General features: G+C 40.0%; 16 protein-coding genes. 7 read left to right on the forward strand and 9 right to left on the reverse strand.

Translation table 11 applies throughout. The features are described from left to right. The first annotated feature begins 13 nt into the window (after positions 1 to 13). Positions 14 to 1129, forward strand: coding sequence for an NAD(P)/FAD-dependent oxidoreductase (locus tag R5R67_RS01980; RefSeq protein ID WP_000546703.1), 1116 nt, complete (start codon positions 14 to 16; stop codon positions 1127 to 1129). Here the strand turns inward: R5R67_RS01980 and R5R67_RS01985 are convergent. Both R5R67_RS01985 and R5R67_RS01990 read right to left on the reverse strand, forming a co-directional pair. Continuing rightward, on the reverse strand, positions 1121 to 2026 hold the full coding sequence (locus R5R67_RS01985; protein WP_001039374.1) for a TIGR01777 family oxidoreductase: 906 nt from the start codon (positions 2024 to 2026) through the stop codon (positions 1121 to 1123). The genes R5R67_RS01980 and R5R67_RS01985 overlap by 9 nt on opposite strands. An 87-nt stretch (positions 2027 to 2113) precedes the next feature. Beyond that, entirely contained in the window at positions 2114 to 2566 is a 453-nt protein-coding gene (locus R5R67_RS01990) for an ABZJ_00895 family protein (RefSeq protein ID WP_000164153.1), read from the reverse strand. 380 nt (positions 2567 to 2946) lie between these two features. On the opposite strand from R5R67_RS01990, the gene R5R67_RS01995 reads away from it, so the two are divergent. Beyond that, on the forward strand, positions 2947 to 3324 hold the full coding sequence (locus tag R5R67_RS01995; protein WP_001059437.1) for a VOC family protein: 378 nt from the start codon (positions 2947 to 2949) through the stop codon (positions 3322 to 3324). A gap of 73 nt (positions 3325 to 3397) precedes the next feature. On the opposite strand, the gene R5R67_RS02000 is transcribed toward R5R67_RS01995, so the two are convergent. Continuing rightward, positions 3398 to 3871, reverse strand: a complete 474-nt coding sequence (locus R5R67_RS02000; RefSeq protein WP_000152330.1) for an OsmC family protein — start codon at positions 3869 to 3871, stop codon at positions 3398 to 3400. Positions 3872 to 4035: 164 nt separating this feature from the next. On the opposite strand from R5R67_RS02000, the gene R5R67_RS02005 reads away from it, so the two are divergent. Then, on the forward strand, positions 4036 to 5304 hold the full coding sequence (locus R5R67_RS02005; RefSeq protein WP_002040557.1) for an exonuclease SbcCD subunit D: 1269 nt from the start codon (positions 4036 to 4038) through the stop codon (positions 5302 to 5304). A 9-nt stretch (positions 5305 to 5313) separates the two neighbouring features. Further along, positions 5314 to 8910: an AAA family ATPase gene (locus R5R67_RS02010; protein ID WP_000698802.1), complete on the forward strand. Its 3597-nt coding sequence runs from the start codon at positions 5314 to 5316 to the stop codon at positions 8908 to 8910. 201 nt (positions 8911 to 9111) lie between these two features. Here the strand turns inward: R5R67_RS02010 and R5R67_RS02015 are convergent, their stop codons facing one another. Further along, on the reverse strand, positions 9112 to 9804 hold the full coding sequence (locus R5R67_RS02015; RefSeq protein WP_001108503.1) for a YggS family pyridoxal phosphate-dependent enzyme: 693 nt from the start codon (positions 9802 to 9804) through the stop codon (positions 9112 to 9114). Positions 9805 to 9930: 126 nt separating this feature from the next. On the opposite strand from R5R67_RS02015, the gene R5R67_RS02020 reads away from it, so the two are divergent. Together R5R67_RS02020 and R5R67_RS02025 are read left to right on the forward strand one after the other, a co-directional pair. Then, positions 9931 to 10968 (forward strand): type IV pilus twitching motility protein PilT, encoded by a 1038-nt coding sequence (locus R5R67_RS02020; RefSeq protein ID WP_000355489.1) that lies wholly within the window; start codon positions 9931 to 9933, stop codon positions 10966 to 10968. A 27-nt stretch (positions 10969 to 10995) separates the two neighbouring features. After that, positions 10996 to 12114 (forward strand): PilT/PilU family type 4a pilus ATPase, encoded by a 1119-nt coding sequence (locus tag R5R67_RS02025; RefSeq protein ID WP_000347034.1) that lies wholly within the window; start codon positions 10996 to 10998, stop codon positions 12112 to 12114. A gap of 69 nt (positions 12115 to 12183) precedes the next feature. On the opposite strand, the gene fur is transcribed toward R5R67_RS02025, so the two are convergent. Then, positions 12184 to 12621 (reverse strand): ferric iron uptake transcriptional regulator, encoded by a 438-nt coding sequence (fur, locus tag R5R67_RS02030; RefSeq protein WP_001122847.1) that lies wholly within the window; start codon positions 12619 to 12621, stop codon positions 12184 to 12186. A 111-nt stretch (positions 12622 to 12732) separates the two neighbouring features. On the opposite strand from fur, the gene R5R67_RS02035 reads away from it, so the two are divergent. Then, positions 12733 to 13131 (forward strand): outer membrane protein assembly factor BamE, encoded by a 399-nt coding sequence (locus R5R67_RS02035; protein WP_001170994.1) that lies wholly within the window; start codon positions 12733 to 12735, stop codon positions 13129 to 13131. A 54-nt stretch (positions 13132 to 13185) separates the two neighbouring features. On the opposite strand, the gene R5R67_RS02040 is transcribed toward R5R67_RS02035, so the two are convergent. The 4 genes from R5R67_RS02040 to R5R67_RS02055 form a co-directional block, all read right to left on the reverse strand. Next, a complete protein-coding gene (locus R5R67_RS02040; protein ID WP_000442589.1) occupies positions 13186 to 13509 on the reverse strand; it encodes an RnfH family protein in 324 nt (107 codons plus the stop codon). Next, on the reverse strand, positions 13509 to 14576 hold the full coding sequence (locus R5R67_RS02045; protein ID WP_029749783.1) for a membrane protein: 1068 nt from the start codon (positions 14574 to 14576) through the stop codon (positions 13509 to 13511). The genes R5R67_RS02040 and R5R67_RS02045 overlap by 1 nt, the downstream gene beginning before the upstream one ends. A 152-nt stretch (positions 14577 to 14728) precedes the next feature. Continuing rightward, positions 14729 to 15184, reverse strand: a complete 456-nt coding sequence (locus tag R5R67_RS02050) for a bacteriohemerythrin (protein ID WP_000782979.1) — start codon at positions 15182 to 15184, stop codon at positions 14729 to 14731. A 252-nt stretch (positions 15185 to 15436) separates the two neighbouring features. Further along, complete coding sequence (locus R5R67_RS02055) at positions 15437 to 16285, reverse strand: class II glutamine amidotransferase (protein WP_000336551.1); 849 nt, start codon at positions 16283 to 16285, stop codon at positions 15437 to 15439. Between the last annotated feature and the right edge of the window lie 6 nt (positions 16286 to 16291).

The raw sequence follows: 16291 nt of genomic DNA on the forward strand, positions 1-16291 counted from the left end.
AGGATAACACTGCATGCATATTGCAATCATTGGCGCGGGCATAAGTGGATTAATGTCTGCGCTGGAGTTGGTTGAACAAGGCTGTACCATCAGCATTTTTGATCAACAACAAGCGGGACAAGCAGCCTCTTGGGCTGGTGGAGGTATTCTCTCTCCAATGTACCCGTGGCGCTATGTGCATGTAGTGAACCAACTTGCCCAATTTGGCAAAGCCTCTTATCAAGCATGGAACCAAAAGCTCTACCCTATTACAGGGATTGATTTTGAAATTCATGACACAGGCATGCTGATTTTTGATGAAGAAGATTTTGACGTTGGTTTGTCCTACGCCGAGCAGCATCAAGAACCGATGCAGCGCTGTGAATATTTACAAAGAGATGCCTTAGAGCAAGTAAATCCACATATTTCCGATCAGTTTCAAGAAGCGATTTATTTCCCTGAACTGTCTAATATTCGTAATCCTCGCGTATTACAGTCCCTGATTCGCTATTTAAAGCAACATCCGAATGTTGAGTTTTTTGAAAACACTCCTGTTAAAAAACTGATTCAACAAGGTGATGCCATACAAGCACTCCAAACCGAAGATGGTCGCAAACATACAGCAGACCATTTTGTAATAACTTCGGGCGCTTGGAGCCATTACTGGAACTCACAATTACAACTCGACATTCCAGTCGAACCTGTGCAAGGTCAGATGCTGTTATTTAAAACCCCTGCTCACTGGCTACCGACCATGTGTATGAATCGAGTCATGTATTTGATTCCACGTATGGACGGTCATATCGTGTGCGGGTCTAGTATGGCACATCGTGGTTTTGACACCTCTACCGATGAAACTACACAGCACAATATTTTAGAAGCATGTTTAGAAATGGTGCCTGAACTGGCCGATTTCCCGATTGTACATCGTTGGGCAGGTCTCAGACCAAGTTCACCAAACGGTGTTCCATACATTGGTAAAATGCCTGAAATGGACAACCTATGGGCAAACTTTGGGCACTTTAGAAATGGTTTGTGTATGGGCGCAGGTTCTGCGCAATTGCTCCGTCAGCTTATGCTAGGACAACCAACATTAGTTGATGCCAAAGCATATTCCCCAGAGCGTTTGCAAAATAAAATCTTAGCCTGAGGCGAGTATATTCTCTAAAGCCATTTTTAATTGAGGATAAGCAAACTCAAATCCTTCTGCTTGTAAGGCTACGGGTTTGACGTATTGCCCATTTAAGATCAATTGCGACTGCTCTCCTAACAAACAGCGAAAAACTGTACTAGGCGCCGACAACATTGGTTTCTTATTCAAAACTTTGGCAGCTTGTTCAACAAATACCTTTTGGGTCACATTTTCTGGTGCCACGAGATTGTGAATTTGAGCAGATTGAGGATGCTTGAATATAAACTCAATTGCGTTTAATACGTCTTCAATATGTACCCATACTACAGGCTGACGTCCGTGACCAATTTGACCGACTAAATTGAGTCGAATAGGAAGCAACATTTTAGGCAAAATGCCGCCACCCTGCCCAAACACAACGCCTAAACGAATAATTTTAGTATTTTGCTGAGCGTCTGCTAACGCTGCGCGTTCCCACTCTTGGCAAAGCTGAGACATGAAAATGGGCTGTGGCGAGCTTTGTTCAGTGCACACCTCTGTCCACTTTTCTTGATTATCTATACCGTAATAACCAATTGCAGAACCAGAGACAATCACTTCAGGAAAAATTTGAGATTGCTTGAGCCATACATACAATTTTCGGGTCGTATTTACACGGCTTTCAATGAGTTGTTTTTTACGTGACCCAGTCCAACGTTTCTCTCCAATATTTGCGCCTGCTAAATTCACCACATAGTTAATTTGACGTGTCGCAATATCTTCAAATTTTTGCACCCACTGTAAAGCAGGATGGTCAGATTCCTTTCCAACCTGCCGTGTCACGGCAATCACGTTATAATTTTTTTGTAATAGGAACCTAATTAAATGCGTTCCGATAAAACCACTTGCACCTGTAATTAATACATTCTTATTCATATTTCCTCCAAAACCGAGGACAGCAGTTTTTAATTTATATAGTTATAAAATTTAATAACGAACTAATCGTATCAGTTTTGTGGTGAGTTATGACACATTAAACATTTTGTTTGCCATGCGCTGGGCTTGTTTGCCATAAAACCAATAGGTAATTAAATAAAGCGGAATAGCTAACATTAAAAGCATAATCACCATAATGCTTAAGAACTGAGGCTGTTTGAGATAAAGCATAAAGTTTTGCAAAATCTCAGGGTCTTTTCTTGAAAATAAAAACAGACCAAATAAAACTCCACACAAGTTATAGCCCCAAAATATGAGGGTAAAACCTAAAGTAAATTTCTTTTTTTCTGGTACTGTCGGTGCACGGCGTTCTTTCTTTAAAAATCTAAATAAGACAAAAATCATTGCGCCTAAATATGGAACGGCTGTTAAAATACCGCCTACACTCGCTGGTAATAGTGCTGCAATCACACCGACAATTAAGGTTAGCACGATGCATAAAGCAAAAAACCAGAGAAAGTAAGAACGTAATTTAGTCATATTTTTGCCTAATTTATGAGTTCAAAAAAATAATTATAAATTTTTTTCGATTTTTTTTCATTTTTCTGTCAACCAATCCTGATCTCTTGACGTTATATAGGGTAACAAGGTCGCAGCAACCGAATACTTCCTTTGCACGGCATCCGCAAAATTGTTTCGGTGACCTTTCATTACGACTCTTTCTTCCTTCGGATTAGGTTTTGTTAGCAGCCGAAACCCTTGATGAAGTTTTTGACCGACGATTCTCTCATCACTCGAATCGTCGGTTTTTATTTTCTAGCACTTTCATTTATTTTACGCTCACCATACACAATAGTGCTTTCGTGGCTATAAAGGCTATGCGTATACTTTTTACACCATAAAAATATGATTTAAATAATATGAACAATATTGCCTATTTTGAAATCCAGTCTTCAAACCCTGCCCGCGATGCGCAGTTTTATCAAGCTGTGTTTGGTTGGCAATTTAAACTCGATGAAAGCTTACCGATTGAATATTACCGCATAGAGACACCTTCAATTATGGGAGGACTCTTAAAACGCCCTGCTCAAACACCGCCAATGGAATATGGCACCAATGCATTTACTTGTTCGGTTCAGGTGGAAAACTTCGATGAAGTGGCTGCAAAAATTTTAGCGCAAGGTGGCATTGTGGCAATGGATAAATTCGCTATTCCGGGCCGCGCTTGGCATGGTTACTTTGTCGATTTAGACCACAACGTTTTTGGTATTTTTCAAGTCGATGAAAATGCAGCTTAAAGATTTTATTTAACGACTTTAATTATTTTTAATTTATAGCCACCGCCTCTTATCGGTGGCTATTTCATATGAATTATTCAGCAAAGCTAAAGCTGGCTTCACATGTAATTGGAAAATTTACCGAATTGGCAATCATACATTCGTGATGTGCTTCTTCATGTAGTTTTGCTGCAAGCTCTTGGTCAGCACCTTTTTCTAAAACAACCTCAGGCCTTAAAATAATTTGGGTAAAATGACCACGTTTGACCGGGTCTGTATCTTCCATAAAACCAAGTGCATGATCGACATAACTCACAACGTGAATATGATTGACTGCACAAAGGTGTAAATACCAAAGCTTATGACAAGCAGAAGCTGACGCGACCAATAAATCTTCTGGGTTCCATCTGGTCACATCGCCTAAATAGGCAGGGTCTGATGAACCTTGAATAGTGGTCTTTTGAGGATGCTGAATACTAAAGTCTCGTTTATATGAACGATAAGATGAAGTGCCTGTACCCGTATTGCCTTCCCACTGTATTTTTACTTCGTATTTATGAATAGTCATTTTATTCTCAAAGTTCATGGTTTGACCTGATAGTAACAAAGCAGCGTTTAAAGTGAAAAATTTAATTCAAGTTTTACTATGGGCTTAAATAACGAGCACTTTAAAATGTCTTGATAAAATCTCCTGCCAATTTATGCTAACGTATCTGTGTTTATTTTGGCTTGATGTCTGTTTCTATGTCCGTACATTTTCTACATACTTCTGACTGGCATTTGGGGCAGTTTTTTTATAATCACTCACGACATTACGAACACCAACAATTTTTAAGCTGGTTGCTCACTCAAATCCAAGAAAAACAGCCACATGCCCTGCTTATTGCTGGCGATATTTTTGATGTCATTAACCCGGGTTCTCAAGCACAAAAACAACTCTACCAATTTTTAGCAGATGCCCATCGTATTGCACCGCACATGCAAACACTCATGATTGCGGGTAACCATGACTCAGGCTACCGTATTGAACAGGTCGAGCCACTTTTAGAAAAATACAATGCAAAAACCGTGGGTGTGGTTCGCTGGAATGAAGATAAAACTCTAGACCTCGATCGACTGCTTTTACCTATCTATAACCAAAATCAAGATATTGTGGCGTGGTGCCTTGCCCTGCCTTTTTTACGTTCGGCCGAAATTACGGGCTTTAACGAACATACCACCAATAGCAAAAACGCGATTGCCTATTTGCACCAGCAACTCATTGCCGAAGCCAAACGTCGTAAGACACCAGACCAAGCGCTTATCTTGATGTCGCATGCCCATATGCAAGGTGGGGAAACATCCGACTCTGAACGCCCTATTATTATTGGTAATGAAGAGGCACTTTCGACGACATTGTTTGAAGATGCTGTCGACTATGTCGCTTTAGGGCACTTACATAAACCACAAAAAGTAGGCCAGCCGCACATTCGTTATAGCGGCTCACCCATTCCACTTTCTTTTAGTGAAATTAACTATAAACACCAAGTGGTTGAGGTCAAAATTGACCCTTCTCAAGATACGGACAACCGTTTGCAATTTGAAGCTGTGGAAATTCCGCGCTGCATACAATTGCACCGCATTCGTGGTGAGCTAAACGAGGTGCTGCAACAACTCAAAGCATTACCAAACGGCATGATTGAAAATATTGACCACCGTGAATATGTCGATATTGAATATTATAGTTTAACGCCGCCACAGCCGAATTTACGTCAGCAGTTTGAAGCAGCCCTACCACCTGACCGCTATCGTTTAGTACGTATTTCACGTCAATATGTGAACAAAGACACCACCGATTCAAATACTACTCAGCAAATCGCACTTGAACCACCAACACCAGAAAAACTCTTTCAAAATATCTGGGAAAAACAAGGTTACAGTGCCGATGATGCGGTCTTAAAAGATTTTCTGAGTCTGGTACAAGAAGCACAAAAACATCTTGAAAATGATGCAAGCCATTAAGGATATGTCATGAAAATTTTATCCATTCGAATAAAAAATCTGGCATCGCTTGCTGATGAACATTTTATTGATTTTGAAAGCGCACCTCTGGCCCATGCAGGTCTTATTGCGATTGTGGGGAAAACTGGCGCAGGTAAATCGACCATTTTAGATGCCATGTGTCTGGCCTTATTTAATCGGGTTCCTCGCCTTAAAGACAGCGATGGTAAGTTAAAAGATGTTGATGGTTCCGAGTTACTGACCAATTCGCCTTTAACTGTCTTACGTCGTGGTACAGGACATGGTTTTGCTGAGCTTTGTTTTATTGCGCAAGATCAAAAACGCTATTTGGCTCGTTGGGAAATTAAGCGGGCACGTGAAAACCCAAATGGTAAATTACAAAGCGTACAGCGCCACTTAAAATGCTTAACCGATGGTGTCGTGCTTGCTGATAAAGCCAAAGCGGTTGATGAAAAAGTTAAACAAATTACCCAGCTTTCATTTGAGCAGTTTACTCGTGCCGTATTACTTGCGCAGTCAGAAGTCACTGCTTTTTTAAAAGCTCGAGACAGCGAACGTGGTGAATTACTTGAGTACCTGACCAACTCCAGCATTTTCGCCAAAATCGGTGAACTGGCTTTTCGTAAAACAGCCGATATTGCAAAGCAGCGTAAACAGCTTGAAGAGTTTTTAGGCCATATTGAAATTTTGTCTGATGAAGAGATTGCTGCATTTACCGAGCAATACCAGCAAGCCGAACAAAACTATCAACAGTTAGAACAGCAAAAACATGTCTTAGACAAACAGCAACAATGGTTTGAACGCAAAGCAAAACTTGAGCAAGAAGTTCAAACAAAACAGCAACAGTTTCAAACCCAGCAAAATCACCATCAACAACTGGCTAGTGAACGTGAGCAATTAAAACGTCTTGAAGTTTTCTCTGAAATACGCCCACAAGTTTTTCAGCAAGCTCAAAATTTACAGACCCTACAACAACTTGAACCGCAAATTCAGCAAGCTCAAACCAAGTTTAATGAGTTGGTACAAATTTTTGAAACGGGACAAAAAAAATATCAACTTGCAGAACAACAGCTCAAACAGACCCTCGATTTTGAACAACAGCATCAACAAGCTTTAAATCAAGTTCGACATTCCATTCAAGAACGTGCCTTTATTGCCGATGAATATAAAAAGTGCAAAGAAAAAAGACAGTTATTTGAGCAAAAACTAAACCCACTGCAACAGCAGCAGAACGCTGTACAACAGCAGATTGCACAGCTTGAGCAGAACAAAATTCATTTACAACAGCAGCTGATCCAGACTCAGCAATATGCTGTATTAGATAAGGGCCTTTCAGCGCATCTTCATCAACTTGGGCAATTTATTCAAAATTACCAAGCGATTGAACAACAGCTTGGCAATCCTACCCTTGCCCGCCAAAAATTATCGGAAGCTAAAAGTGAACTCGAACAACTCACAGCTTCACTCGGCACAGTTGAACAAGTTGAGTTAAAGCTTGAACAGCAACGTAAAGATAAAGATCAGAAACTTGCTCAAGTCACACAGTTAGATCTGATTCAACAGAAAATAAAAATTTATCATGAGCTATATGCTGAACTTCAGCAATTCACCGAAAAACATACTCAAGCCTCCGCGCAAGAAGAGCAGCTTAAAACCGTTTGCCAGTTAGCTGAACAAGACTACCAAACAGCAAAAATTGAACGTGAAAATTTACAGCACATCCTGCAACAGCAACGTTTATTACACACCGAAAATATTGAGCAGTTACGGGCCAATCTTAAAGACGGCGAAGCTTGCTTAGTGTGTGGAAGCACACATCACCCCTACCGTATTGATGACAGAGCAGTTTCTAAGGCCTTATTCGATTTGCAGCAACAGCAAGAGCAACAAGCTATTGCACTCGAGCAAACTAAGTTTAATGCATGGCAAACCCAGCAACATGCACTTACTCAGTGCTGGGCCGAGCTTGAACAAGTTCAGAAATATCTAGCTCAACTGCAAGTAAAACAGACGCACTTACAGCAAGAACTTGAGCAAGCGTTTAACCTCAATCAATTACACATTGAGCTTAATCAAGCTCCTGAACAAATCTTACAAACACTTAATGAGCTGAGACAAGCGACACAAACTGCCATAAGTTTATTTGATTCAGAAAATGCGCGTTTAACCCAAGCGATTAAACAACACAATCAGCTTATTCAAACTATTCAGCGTAATGAAAGTTTGCTTAATACAGCACAGCAATGGCAACAACAAGTTCAACATATTGTCGAGTGTTTATCGGAAACCGAACAGCACGCATGGCAGCAAGCAAGTAGCCAAACAGCTAAGCAGACTTGGGCTATTCTGGATGCACGTGCTAAGCAACTTGAACAACAAGAACAGCTTTCACAGCGTTTTGAACAACAGCAGCAAGAACTTAAAATGTTAGCTGCCAACCTTGAGCAAATGACCAAGCAAATTGATGAGATCGAACAAAATCTCCAAGAGATTACGCTCAAAGGCCAACAAAATAATGAAAAAGCGGTGTCGCTCATTCAGCAAATGACGGGCCGTGCCGATATTAAACCGCACGAATGGCTAATTGAGCATGACGCTAAACGTCAGCAACAACAGACGGCGTATCACGAGGCTAAACAACGTTTTGAACAAACCAGACAGCACTTTGAACAGCAAAAACAGGCGCTCGATCAGCTCAAGCATCAACATCAACACACTGCACAACATCAGCAGCAGATTGATGAGCAAATTCAAAACTGGTTAAAAGCCTATACTGATTTTGAGCCACATGATCTTACGGCGCTCATGCAGATCAATTCAGCCCAAGAGCAAGACATTCGCAACCGTCTTAATCATGCCGAGCGTTTATTAAGTGAAGCCTCTTCTGCCCTTAAAACGATGCAAGAGCAATTAAGCGAGCACTTACAAACTCAGCCAGATATTGAATACGAAAAGCTCGTTACCCTCATTCAAGACAATATTGCAAAGCTCAAAGCACAGCTTGAAGTGCGTGACGGGCTAAAGCTGAAGCTTGAATTACATCAGCAAAACCTTGCCAAACAGCAAAAATACGCTGAGCAAATTCAAAACATTCAACAAGAAGAACATCGCTGGAGCAAAATTTCAGGCTTGATTGGTGATGCTAAAGGTAAAGAGTTCCGTGACTACGCTCAGCAATATCACCTAGATATTTTAGTTGAACATGCCAACCAACAACTGGCGATACTTTCTCAGCGTTATACGCTAAAACGTCTTGATCAGTCCTTAAGTCTTGCCATTATTGACCACGACATGGATGGAGAAACCCGCTCAGTTGCCTCTTTATCTGGCGGTGAGTCGTTCTTAACTGCCCTTGCCTTGTCTTTAGCGATTGCCAATATGGCATCGGGTTCAATGAAAATTGAATCACTGTTTATTGATGAAGGTTTTGGTACTTTAGATGCCTCATCTTTGCACATGGTCATGAATGCTTTAGACCAACTGCAAAATCAGGGACGTCAGGTCATTCTCATCTCACACATTCAAGAAATGCATGAACGCATTCCTGTACAAATTCAAGTGAAACCACTTGGCGCTGGTGCAAGTACCATTGAAATAGTGGGTTAAAAACTAAAAAGCCCCGACATCCTGTCGGGGCTTTTTTAGATTCTGCGTTGGTATGACTCCTGTCGTACCTGTCTGCATCCATTCATGACTTTTTATTGTTATTCTTAGAAACATCCTGTTTCCTGATGAGTTCATAGTACAAAAAAAGCATGGTCTGCCATAGCCGCAAAAGGCCGCAATTTCTGTAAGAAATCGCTTACATCAGCCTTTTTGCGAATAGTCTCTAGCCCCAAATAAAGCTGTGCCTACACGTACCATGGTTGAACCAGCGGCAATTGCGGCTTCTAAATCACTCGACATTCCCATACTCAATGTATCCCAGTCTTCTGGGTGAGCATGTTGGACTTTTACCGCATCAAATAATTTTTTGGCATCTGCAAAAGCACCTGTATTGTCAGGAGCCGGAATCACCATTAAACCACGTAACTTGATTTTCGGTAGTTGACTCATTTGAGCAACCAACTCGGCAACGTCTTCCGGTGCACAACCATCCTTACTGTCTTGCCCATCAATATTGACTTGCAAACAAATATTAAGCGCAGCTTGGTCATCACCACGTTGGTTAGATAGGCGTTCTGCAATAATTAAACGATCTACCCCATGAACCCAATCAAACTTCTCTGCCAAATGCTTAGTTTTATTCCGCTGAACATGACCAATGAAATGCCATTCAATATCCAAATCCTGTAAAGCATCAATTTTATCTAAAGCTTCTTGCAAATAGTTTTCGCCGAATGCTCTTTGTCCTGCTGCATACATTTCACGCAATCTTTCACTCGGATGAGTTTTCGATACGGCTAAAAGTTGCACAGTTTCAGGCGCACGCTGAGCAAGTTCACAAGCTGTTTTGATTTGCTGTAATACATGCTGTCGCGCATCTTGCAGGTAATTCATTGACAAGGTTCTCATTTTCAAAAAACTTTTTTGCTTTTCACCTAAAGCGAGGTGTTGGTAAGCCTCGGTGAAAGCCGTATATTATTCTACAAAATAATGACATATTTTGATTTACTTGGGGAAATTATGGATATTACAGAGCTACTCGCCTTCTCTGTGAAAAATGGCGCGTCCGATTTACATCTTTCTGCTGGCATGCCACCAATGATTCGTGTTGACGGTGAAGTTCGTCGTATTAACTTACCAGCTCTAGAACATAAAGATGTCCACCGTTTGGTCTACGACATCATGAATGATAAACAGCGCCGTGACTATGAAGAAAAACTCGAAACTGACTTTTCTTTTGAAGTACCTAATGTTGCACGTTTCCGTGTTAACGCATTTAACCAAAACCGTGGTGCTGGTGCAGTCTTTCGTACCATTCCATCTAAAGTCCTCACCATGGAAGATCTAGGTCTAGGGCAAATCTTTAAAGATATTTGCGACTATCCTCGTGGTATTGTACTGGTGACGGGTCCAACAGGTTCGGGTAAATCAACTACGCTTGCAGCGATGCTCGATTATATTAACGAAAACCGCTATGACCATATTTTAACGGTGGAAGACCCAATCGAATTTGTACACCAGTCTAAGAAATGTCTCATTAACCAGCGTGAAGTGCATCGTGACACACACGGCTTTAATGAAGCACTTCGCTCAGCACTGCGTGAAGACCCTGATATTATTTTGGTCGGTGAGATGCGTGACCTTGAAACTATTCGCTTGGCATTAACCGCTGCCGAAACAGGTCACTTGGTGTTTGGTACACTCCACACCACGTCAGCTGCAAAAACTATTGACCGTGTGATTGACGTATTCCCTGCCGAAGAAAAAGACATGGTTCGTGCCATGCTGTCAGAATCTTTACAAGCGGTTATTTCACAAACCCTGCTTAAAAAGAATGGCGGTGGCCGTGTCGCAGCCCATGAAATTATGATTGGTATTCCGGCTATTCGTAATTTAATTCGTGAAAACAAAGTCGCGCAAATGTACTCAGCCATTCAAACTGGTGCCAATCATGGCATGACCACACTAGACCAAAGCTTAAAAGGCTTAGTCGCTCGCGGTGTGATTAGTCCACAAACCGCACGTACTGCGGCAAAACAGCCTGAATCATTCCTATAAAAATAACAAAATAGCGAGAATACAATTATGGATTTTAATGACCTGCTCAACCTGATGGTTGAAAAAAAATCATCGGATCTCTTTATTACAGATGGCGTTGCGCCTTCTATGAAGATTAACGGGCAAATTGTTCCAATTTCAAAAAACAGTCTTTCTGGGGAAGTGATTGGTCAACTGTTACATTCCATCATGAGTGAAAAACAACGCAAAGAATTTGCAGACACTCGTGAATGTAACTTTGCCATTATGAACCGTGAAAAAACGGCGCGTTTTCGTGTCAGTGCTTTTCAGCAGCGCGACATGCCAGGCATGGTACTACGTCGTATTGAAACCAAGATTCCTTCAATTGATGACTTGCAGTTACCGCCTGTACTTAAAGATTTATCGATGACCAAACGCGGCATTATTATTTTCGTAGGTGCGACAGGTACAGGTAAATCCACTTCATTGGCTTCAATGATCAGCCATCGTAACCATAACTCTAAGGGCCATATCATTACCATTGAAGACCCGATTGAGTTTATTCACGAACATGCAGGCTGCATCATTACTCAGCGTGAAGTCGGGATCGATACCGACTCATTTGAAATTGCCTTGAAAAATACACTAAGACAAGCGCCGGATGTGATCTTAATTGGTGAGATCCGTTCTCGTGAAGTCATGGACTACGCGATTGGCTTTGCTGAAACAGGCCATCTTGTATTAGCTACCATGCACGCTAATAACGCCAACCAAGCGCTCGACCGTATTATTCACTTTTTTGAAAGTGACCGTCATAGTCAGCTTTATATGGACTTGTCACTTAACTTAAAGGCTATGATTGCGCAGCAGCTCATTCCAACACCAGATGGTAATTCACGCCGTGCAGCAATTGAGATTTTAATTAACTCACCATTAATTTCAGACTACATCCGTAAAGGTGAAATTCATGAAATTAAAGATTTGATGAAACGCTCACGTGAACTTGGTATGCAGACCTTTGACCAAGCTTTATTTGATTTATATAAAGCTGGTCAAATTACCTACAAAGATGCACTTAAACATGCTGACTCACCGAACGATTTACGTTTAACCATTAAACTTGCTGATGAGGGTCCTGATCAATTATCAGACGGGAAACAGCATTTAACTTTTGACCGCCAGTAATTTCTTCATAAAAAAAGGAAGGTTAAACGTAACCTTCCTTTTTTATTTGTTTTCTTTATGTGAAAACGATTATTTCTTGCGCAATGCTTCCTGACATTCAGGTTCATTACAGTAACCATAGAGATTTAATGAGTGACCCGTTAAGGTAAACCCATGTTGTTCTGCTACAGAATGCTGTTCTTTCTCGATAACATCATTAGTAAATTCAATGACTTTGTTACAGTTTTGGCATACTAAGTGATCGTGATGATCTTCTTGCATGATTTCGAAAACAGAATGGTTATTTTCAAAATGATGACGTTGAATAATACCCGCAGCTTCAAATTGTGTTAACACACGGTAAACTGTCGCAAGTCCGACATCTTCCCCTTGCTCTAACAAAGTCTTGTAAATATCTTCGGCGCTAAGATGATGTTGTTTTGAATTTTCTAATAATTCCAAAATCTTAATTCGTGGAAGGGTAACTTTAAGTCCAGCTTTGCGCAAATCTTGATTGGAAATAGGCATGAAAAAAGGTCTCTCAACAAATCTCAAGTTGGAATAGGCAATAGAATTTAGATGAAGTATGATCTATCCTTTGATCAAATGCATCATAATTTATTGGGATAGTGTAGCAAAATGCAAAAACTCGTGCTGACGTTATTCGTCACTTCACTCCTAGCTGGTTGTTCAATCTTTGGTGTATATAAGGTTGATATTCCTCAAGGGACTCCATTGACTAAAGCTCAAGCCTCTCAAGTACAGGTCGGCATGAATTTCCAGCAAGTGCGCTTTTTGCTTGGTAGCCCAACAGTGACTGATCCCCTCAATCCACAACGTTGGGACTATATCTACAACTATATCCCGGGAACATATGCTAAAAAAGCGAAAATCCCCGCAGCACATGGTCAGCATTTAAAAATTTACTTTGATGGAACTGGAACCGTAACTAAAATTGAAGGTTTAGAGACTATTCCAGAATCGCAACCAGGTTTACCTGCTTCCAAAGAAGCAATTTTAACTGCCCCACCACTATAATCGTTTTTTCTAATAAAAAGAAACCCCTCTAGTGAAATACTTGAGGGGTTTTGCTTATTGAGCTGATTGCTTAAAGCGATTGCCTTTAATGTATCTGCCTACAGGGTTTTTCGCAGCACGTTTCCGGCGAATATCTTTTGGATTAATCGTTAATGGTCGATAAACCTCAACTCGATCACCCGCGTGTAATACCGCATTAGTTTCTACTTTTACTCCAAAAATGCCGAGCTGAAGTGGTTCAGGCAAATCAACTTGATTTGATAAACCACTTGCTTGAACTGCCTGTGCAGCAGTCATTCCCTCTTCAAATGGAACAGAAATTAAAAACTGTTGTTCCGGTACCGCAAAAGCGACCCAAACTTGTTGTGTACGTTCCATTAGATACTTTGTCCAATTACAGCAATCATTGCCACAATAATTGAAAGTGGCAATACGATACGTACAGCAATACGCCATAGGTTATAAAAAAGCTCATTGCTAAAATTCATCGATTTACGTAAGTGGCTAATTTTCATAATCCAACCTGCAAAAACTGCATAGATTAAGCAAATAAGTAAGCCCCACAGCATAAGAATGAGCGTGAATAAATTATGAACTTCCGGCACAGCCCAAACTGCAATTGCTACAACAATAATCACCCATTGTAAAACAGGCATAAGCTGACGCTGAGCAAGTTGTTCTCTAGCCAACTGCACAAATAACGCGGATGTCATTACGCCAGTAAATATCCACGTTAAAACAGGTAATTGAGCCTGAAGCGAGAAAAAGCCAAAAGCAACCACAGCAATGAGCTGAGCTAACCAAATTGGAAGAACAGTTTTCGTTGCGCCTTCTTGCACCTGAACAGCACCTACACTATTTTGCCAGTAAAGCCCTAAACCTAACCCGCTCGCGACAAGTGCAAGTACAGTTGCATTACCCCACTCCTTAAACTCAACACTGGTCCAATGCCAAGGTTGTAAAGTCGAGCCCATCGTATTTGCCAACACAATAGAAGCGATTACTCCTAAGGTCATTAATAAAATGAGTATTTGGCGTGGAATAAAAGATAATACCAAGGCAGCAACTGCAAGGCCTGCAAAAATAATTTGACCGGAAATGCTTGGGGCAAACTGTGCAACTAATATATTGCTCGCAGTACTTAGAACGTTACCCGCTAAGAAAGGAATAAAAACAACAGCAAGCCAGCCAACCACACGCCATTTAGGGGAACTATCAGCTTCACGAGTTAAACTCGATAACGCATTTAAAGCGGTTGTTTTTGATCGTTTTGCTAAAGCAATTTCCAAATAACAAACTGGTAATGCCAATAACAACATAGTGCCAAACCACAATAACCAGAAATCGATTTGACGATCAATCTGGATTCCCATGGTTGGTGCCAAAGTGGCCATGATGACAAAAGATAAGCAAAACGCCATAAGAGGCGATAACCATCGTGACATAGGTATGTCCTGCATTATGCATTCCTTGAAAAAGTCTATAGATATTTTGCCCGTCTCATGCATGAAAATCAAAGTTTGCACAATAAAAAAAGCAAACCACCGAAACGATAGTTTGCCGCGCTAACTGTATATTAGAGTTTTTTTAATTAAGGTTATGAGAAAAAACGGGCGAACCAGTTCTTTCCTTTCTTCTTTTCTTTTTCTCTAATAATCCCCATCATATTTTCTTTTACTGCCCCCACATAATCGGCATCATCATGTTGAATATGGTTAATTAACCATTTAGCCAAGATCTCTTGTAATTCTGCTTCAATCGTATGGCCCATTTCAAAACGTTCACGATATAACTCTATTTTTTTAATAAATAAGTCATGTACACGTTTATGAGGCACTCTATATTTATAATCAGCTTCCTCTTGTAAACTTTCTTCAAAGGTAAAATGTGATTGCGTATAATCAATAATATTGTCTAAAACGTATTTAATACGACGTCTATCCTCATCATCTTTTACATCATCAATCTCGTTAATATAATCCAGTATTCGTTTATGTTGCTCATCAATAACGTCAATACCAGTATTATATTCTGAAGCCCATTTCATTTTCATACATCACCCCCAATGATGTTCAATGACTGTTGCATAAACCGCATCTTATCTTTAAAGGGTATAAATAAAAACAAAGCTATTTTGTCGGCTTTAAATAAATAAAAATGAATAAATAGTTAAGATTTTGATTTTTAAAAAATTAATTAATATTAACCAACTAAAAAGATAAAGTATTTTTTAAACAAAATACTTTATTATTAAATAAACAAAAATATATATTTCTTAAGAAATTACATTTCATTCAATAAAAAATTAATATTGGTCAGCACGAGTAATACGCTTAAGTTCAGGATTTTTCTCTTCACGTATTAATCTTTCAACTTGAGTAATCGCTTTTTTTATAGGTTTACCATGTTGAAATAAAATCATTTCACCAGGTTGATAAGCAATCCATGTTTCATTATGAGTTAAAGGCTCAGTGGTAATTACTGCAACTCGATCTTCAGGAGTCGTCACCTGACTAAAATCAACCTCAACATCTAAATCAATTAAATGTGCATTATTAAATGGATATTCTCGAACTAACCAATGTAATTTAGTAATCGCATAACTAAATAAAGCTTTACCATTCGATAAACAGAAATTAAATGTCCCATATTCTGCAATTTGAGGAGAAATCTTTTCTAATACTTCAAATATCTGCTCAAGCGTTGGTTCTTCATAACCAAATACTTCGACCAATTGATCTAATAAATAACAAAATGCTCTTTCGCTATCGGTATTCCCTACCGGCGTAAAACGTCCGCTCAAGGGTGGATTAAAATCATGTAAATCGCCATTATGGGCAAAAATCCAGTGACGTCCCCATAACTCCCGAATAAAAGGATGTGAGTTCTCAAGCGTAATTTTGCCTTGAGTCGCCTTACGAATATGTGCGATTACATTACGTGATTTAATGGGATAATTACGAATAAGATCAGCAATTGGTGATTCAACTGCAGACTGGTTATCTACAAATAAACGGCATGCCTTATCTTCAAAAAAGGCAATACCAAAACCATCACTATGGTCAGAGGTAATTCCTGCGCGTTGTGAAAAACCACGGAAAGAAAAAGTGATATCCGTTGGTGTTGCACAATTCATTCCTAATAGCTGGCACATATTGTT

Origin of the sequence: Acinetobacter sp. OYA S30, assembly GCF_033599315.1 — a bacterium.
GTDB lineage: Bacteria > Pseudomonadota > Gammaproteobacteria > Pseudomonadales > Moraxellaceae > Acinetobacter > Acinetobacter baumannii.

Coding starts and splice junctions, on each gene's coding strand:
- R5R67_RS01980 (WP_000546703.1), top strand. CDS start 14: ATGCATATTGCAATCATTGGCGCGGGCATAAGTGGATTAATGTCTGCG.
- R5R67_RS01985 (WP_001039374.1), bottom strand. CDS start 2,026: ATGAATAAGAATGTATTAATTACAGGTGCAAGTGGTTTTATCGGAACG.
- R5R67_RS01990 (WP_000164153.1), bottom strand. CDS start 2,566: ATGACTAAATTACGTTCTTACTTTCTCTGGTTTTTTGCTTTATGCATC.
- R5R67_RS01995 (WP_001059437.1), top strand. CDS start 2,947: ATGAACAATATTGCCTATTTTGAAATCCAGTCTTCAAACCCTGCCCGC.
- R5R67_RS02000 (WP_000152330.1), bottom strand. CDS start 3,871: ATGACTATTCATAAATACGAAGTAAAAATACAGTGGGAAGGCAATACG.
- R5R67_RS02005 (WP_002040557.1), top strand. CDS start 4,036: ATGTCTGTTTCTATGTCCGTACATTTTCTACATACTTCTGACTGGCAT.
- R5R67_RS02010 (WP_000698802.1), top strand. CDS start 5,314: ATGAAAATTTTATCCATTCGAATAAAAAATCTGGCATCGCTTGCTGAT.
- R5R67_RS02015 (WP_001108503.1), bottom strand. CDS start 9,804: ATGAATTACCTGCAAGATGCGCGACAGCATGTATTACAGCAAATCAAA.
- R5R67_RS02020 (WP_000355489.1), top strand. CDS start 9,931: ATGGATATTACAGAGCTACTCGCCTTCTCTGTGAAAAATGGCGCGTCC.
- R5R67_RS02025 (WP_000347034.1), top strand. CDS start 10,996: ATGGATTTTAATGACCTGCTCAACCTGATGGTTGAAAAAAAATCATCG.
- fur (WP_001122847.1), bottom strand. CDS start 12,621: ATGCCTATTTCCAATCAAGATTTGCGCAAAGCTGGACTTAAAGTTACC.
- R5R67_RS02035 (WP_001170994.1), top strand. CDS start 12,733: ATGCAAAAACTCGTGCTGACGTTATTCGTCACTTCACTCCTAGCTGGT.
- R5R67_RS02040 (WP_000442589.1), bottom strand. CDS start 13,509: ATGGAACGTACACAACAAGTTTGGGTCGCTTTTGCGGTACCGGAACAA.
- R5R67_RS02045 (WP_029749783.1), bottom strand. CDS start 14,576: ATGTCACGATGGTTATCGCCTCTTATGGCGTTTTGCTTATCTTTTGTC.
- R5R67_RS02050 (WP_000782979.1), bottom strand. CDS start 15,184: ATGAAAATGAAATGGGCTTCAGAATATAATACTGGTATTGACGTTATT.
- R5R67_RS02055 (WP_000336551.1), bottom strand. CDS start 16,285: ATGTGCCAGCTATTAGGAATGAATTGTGCAACACCAACGGATATCACT.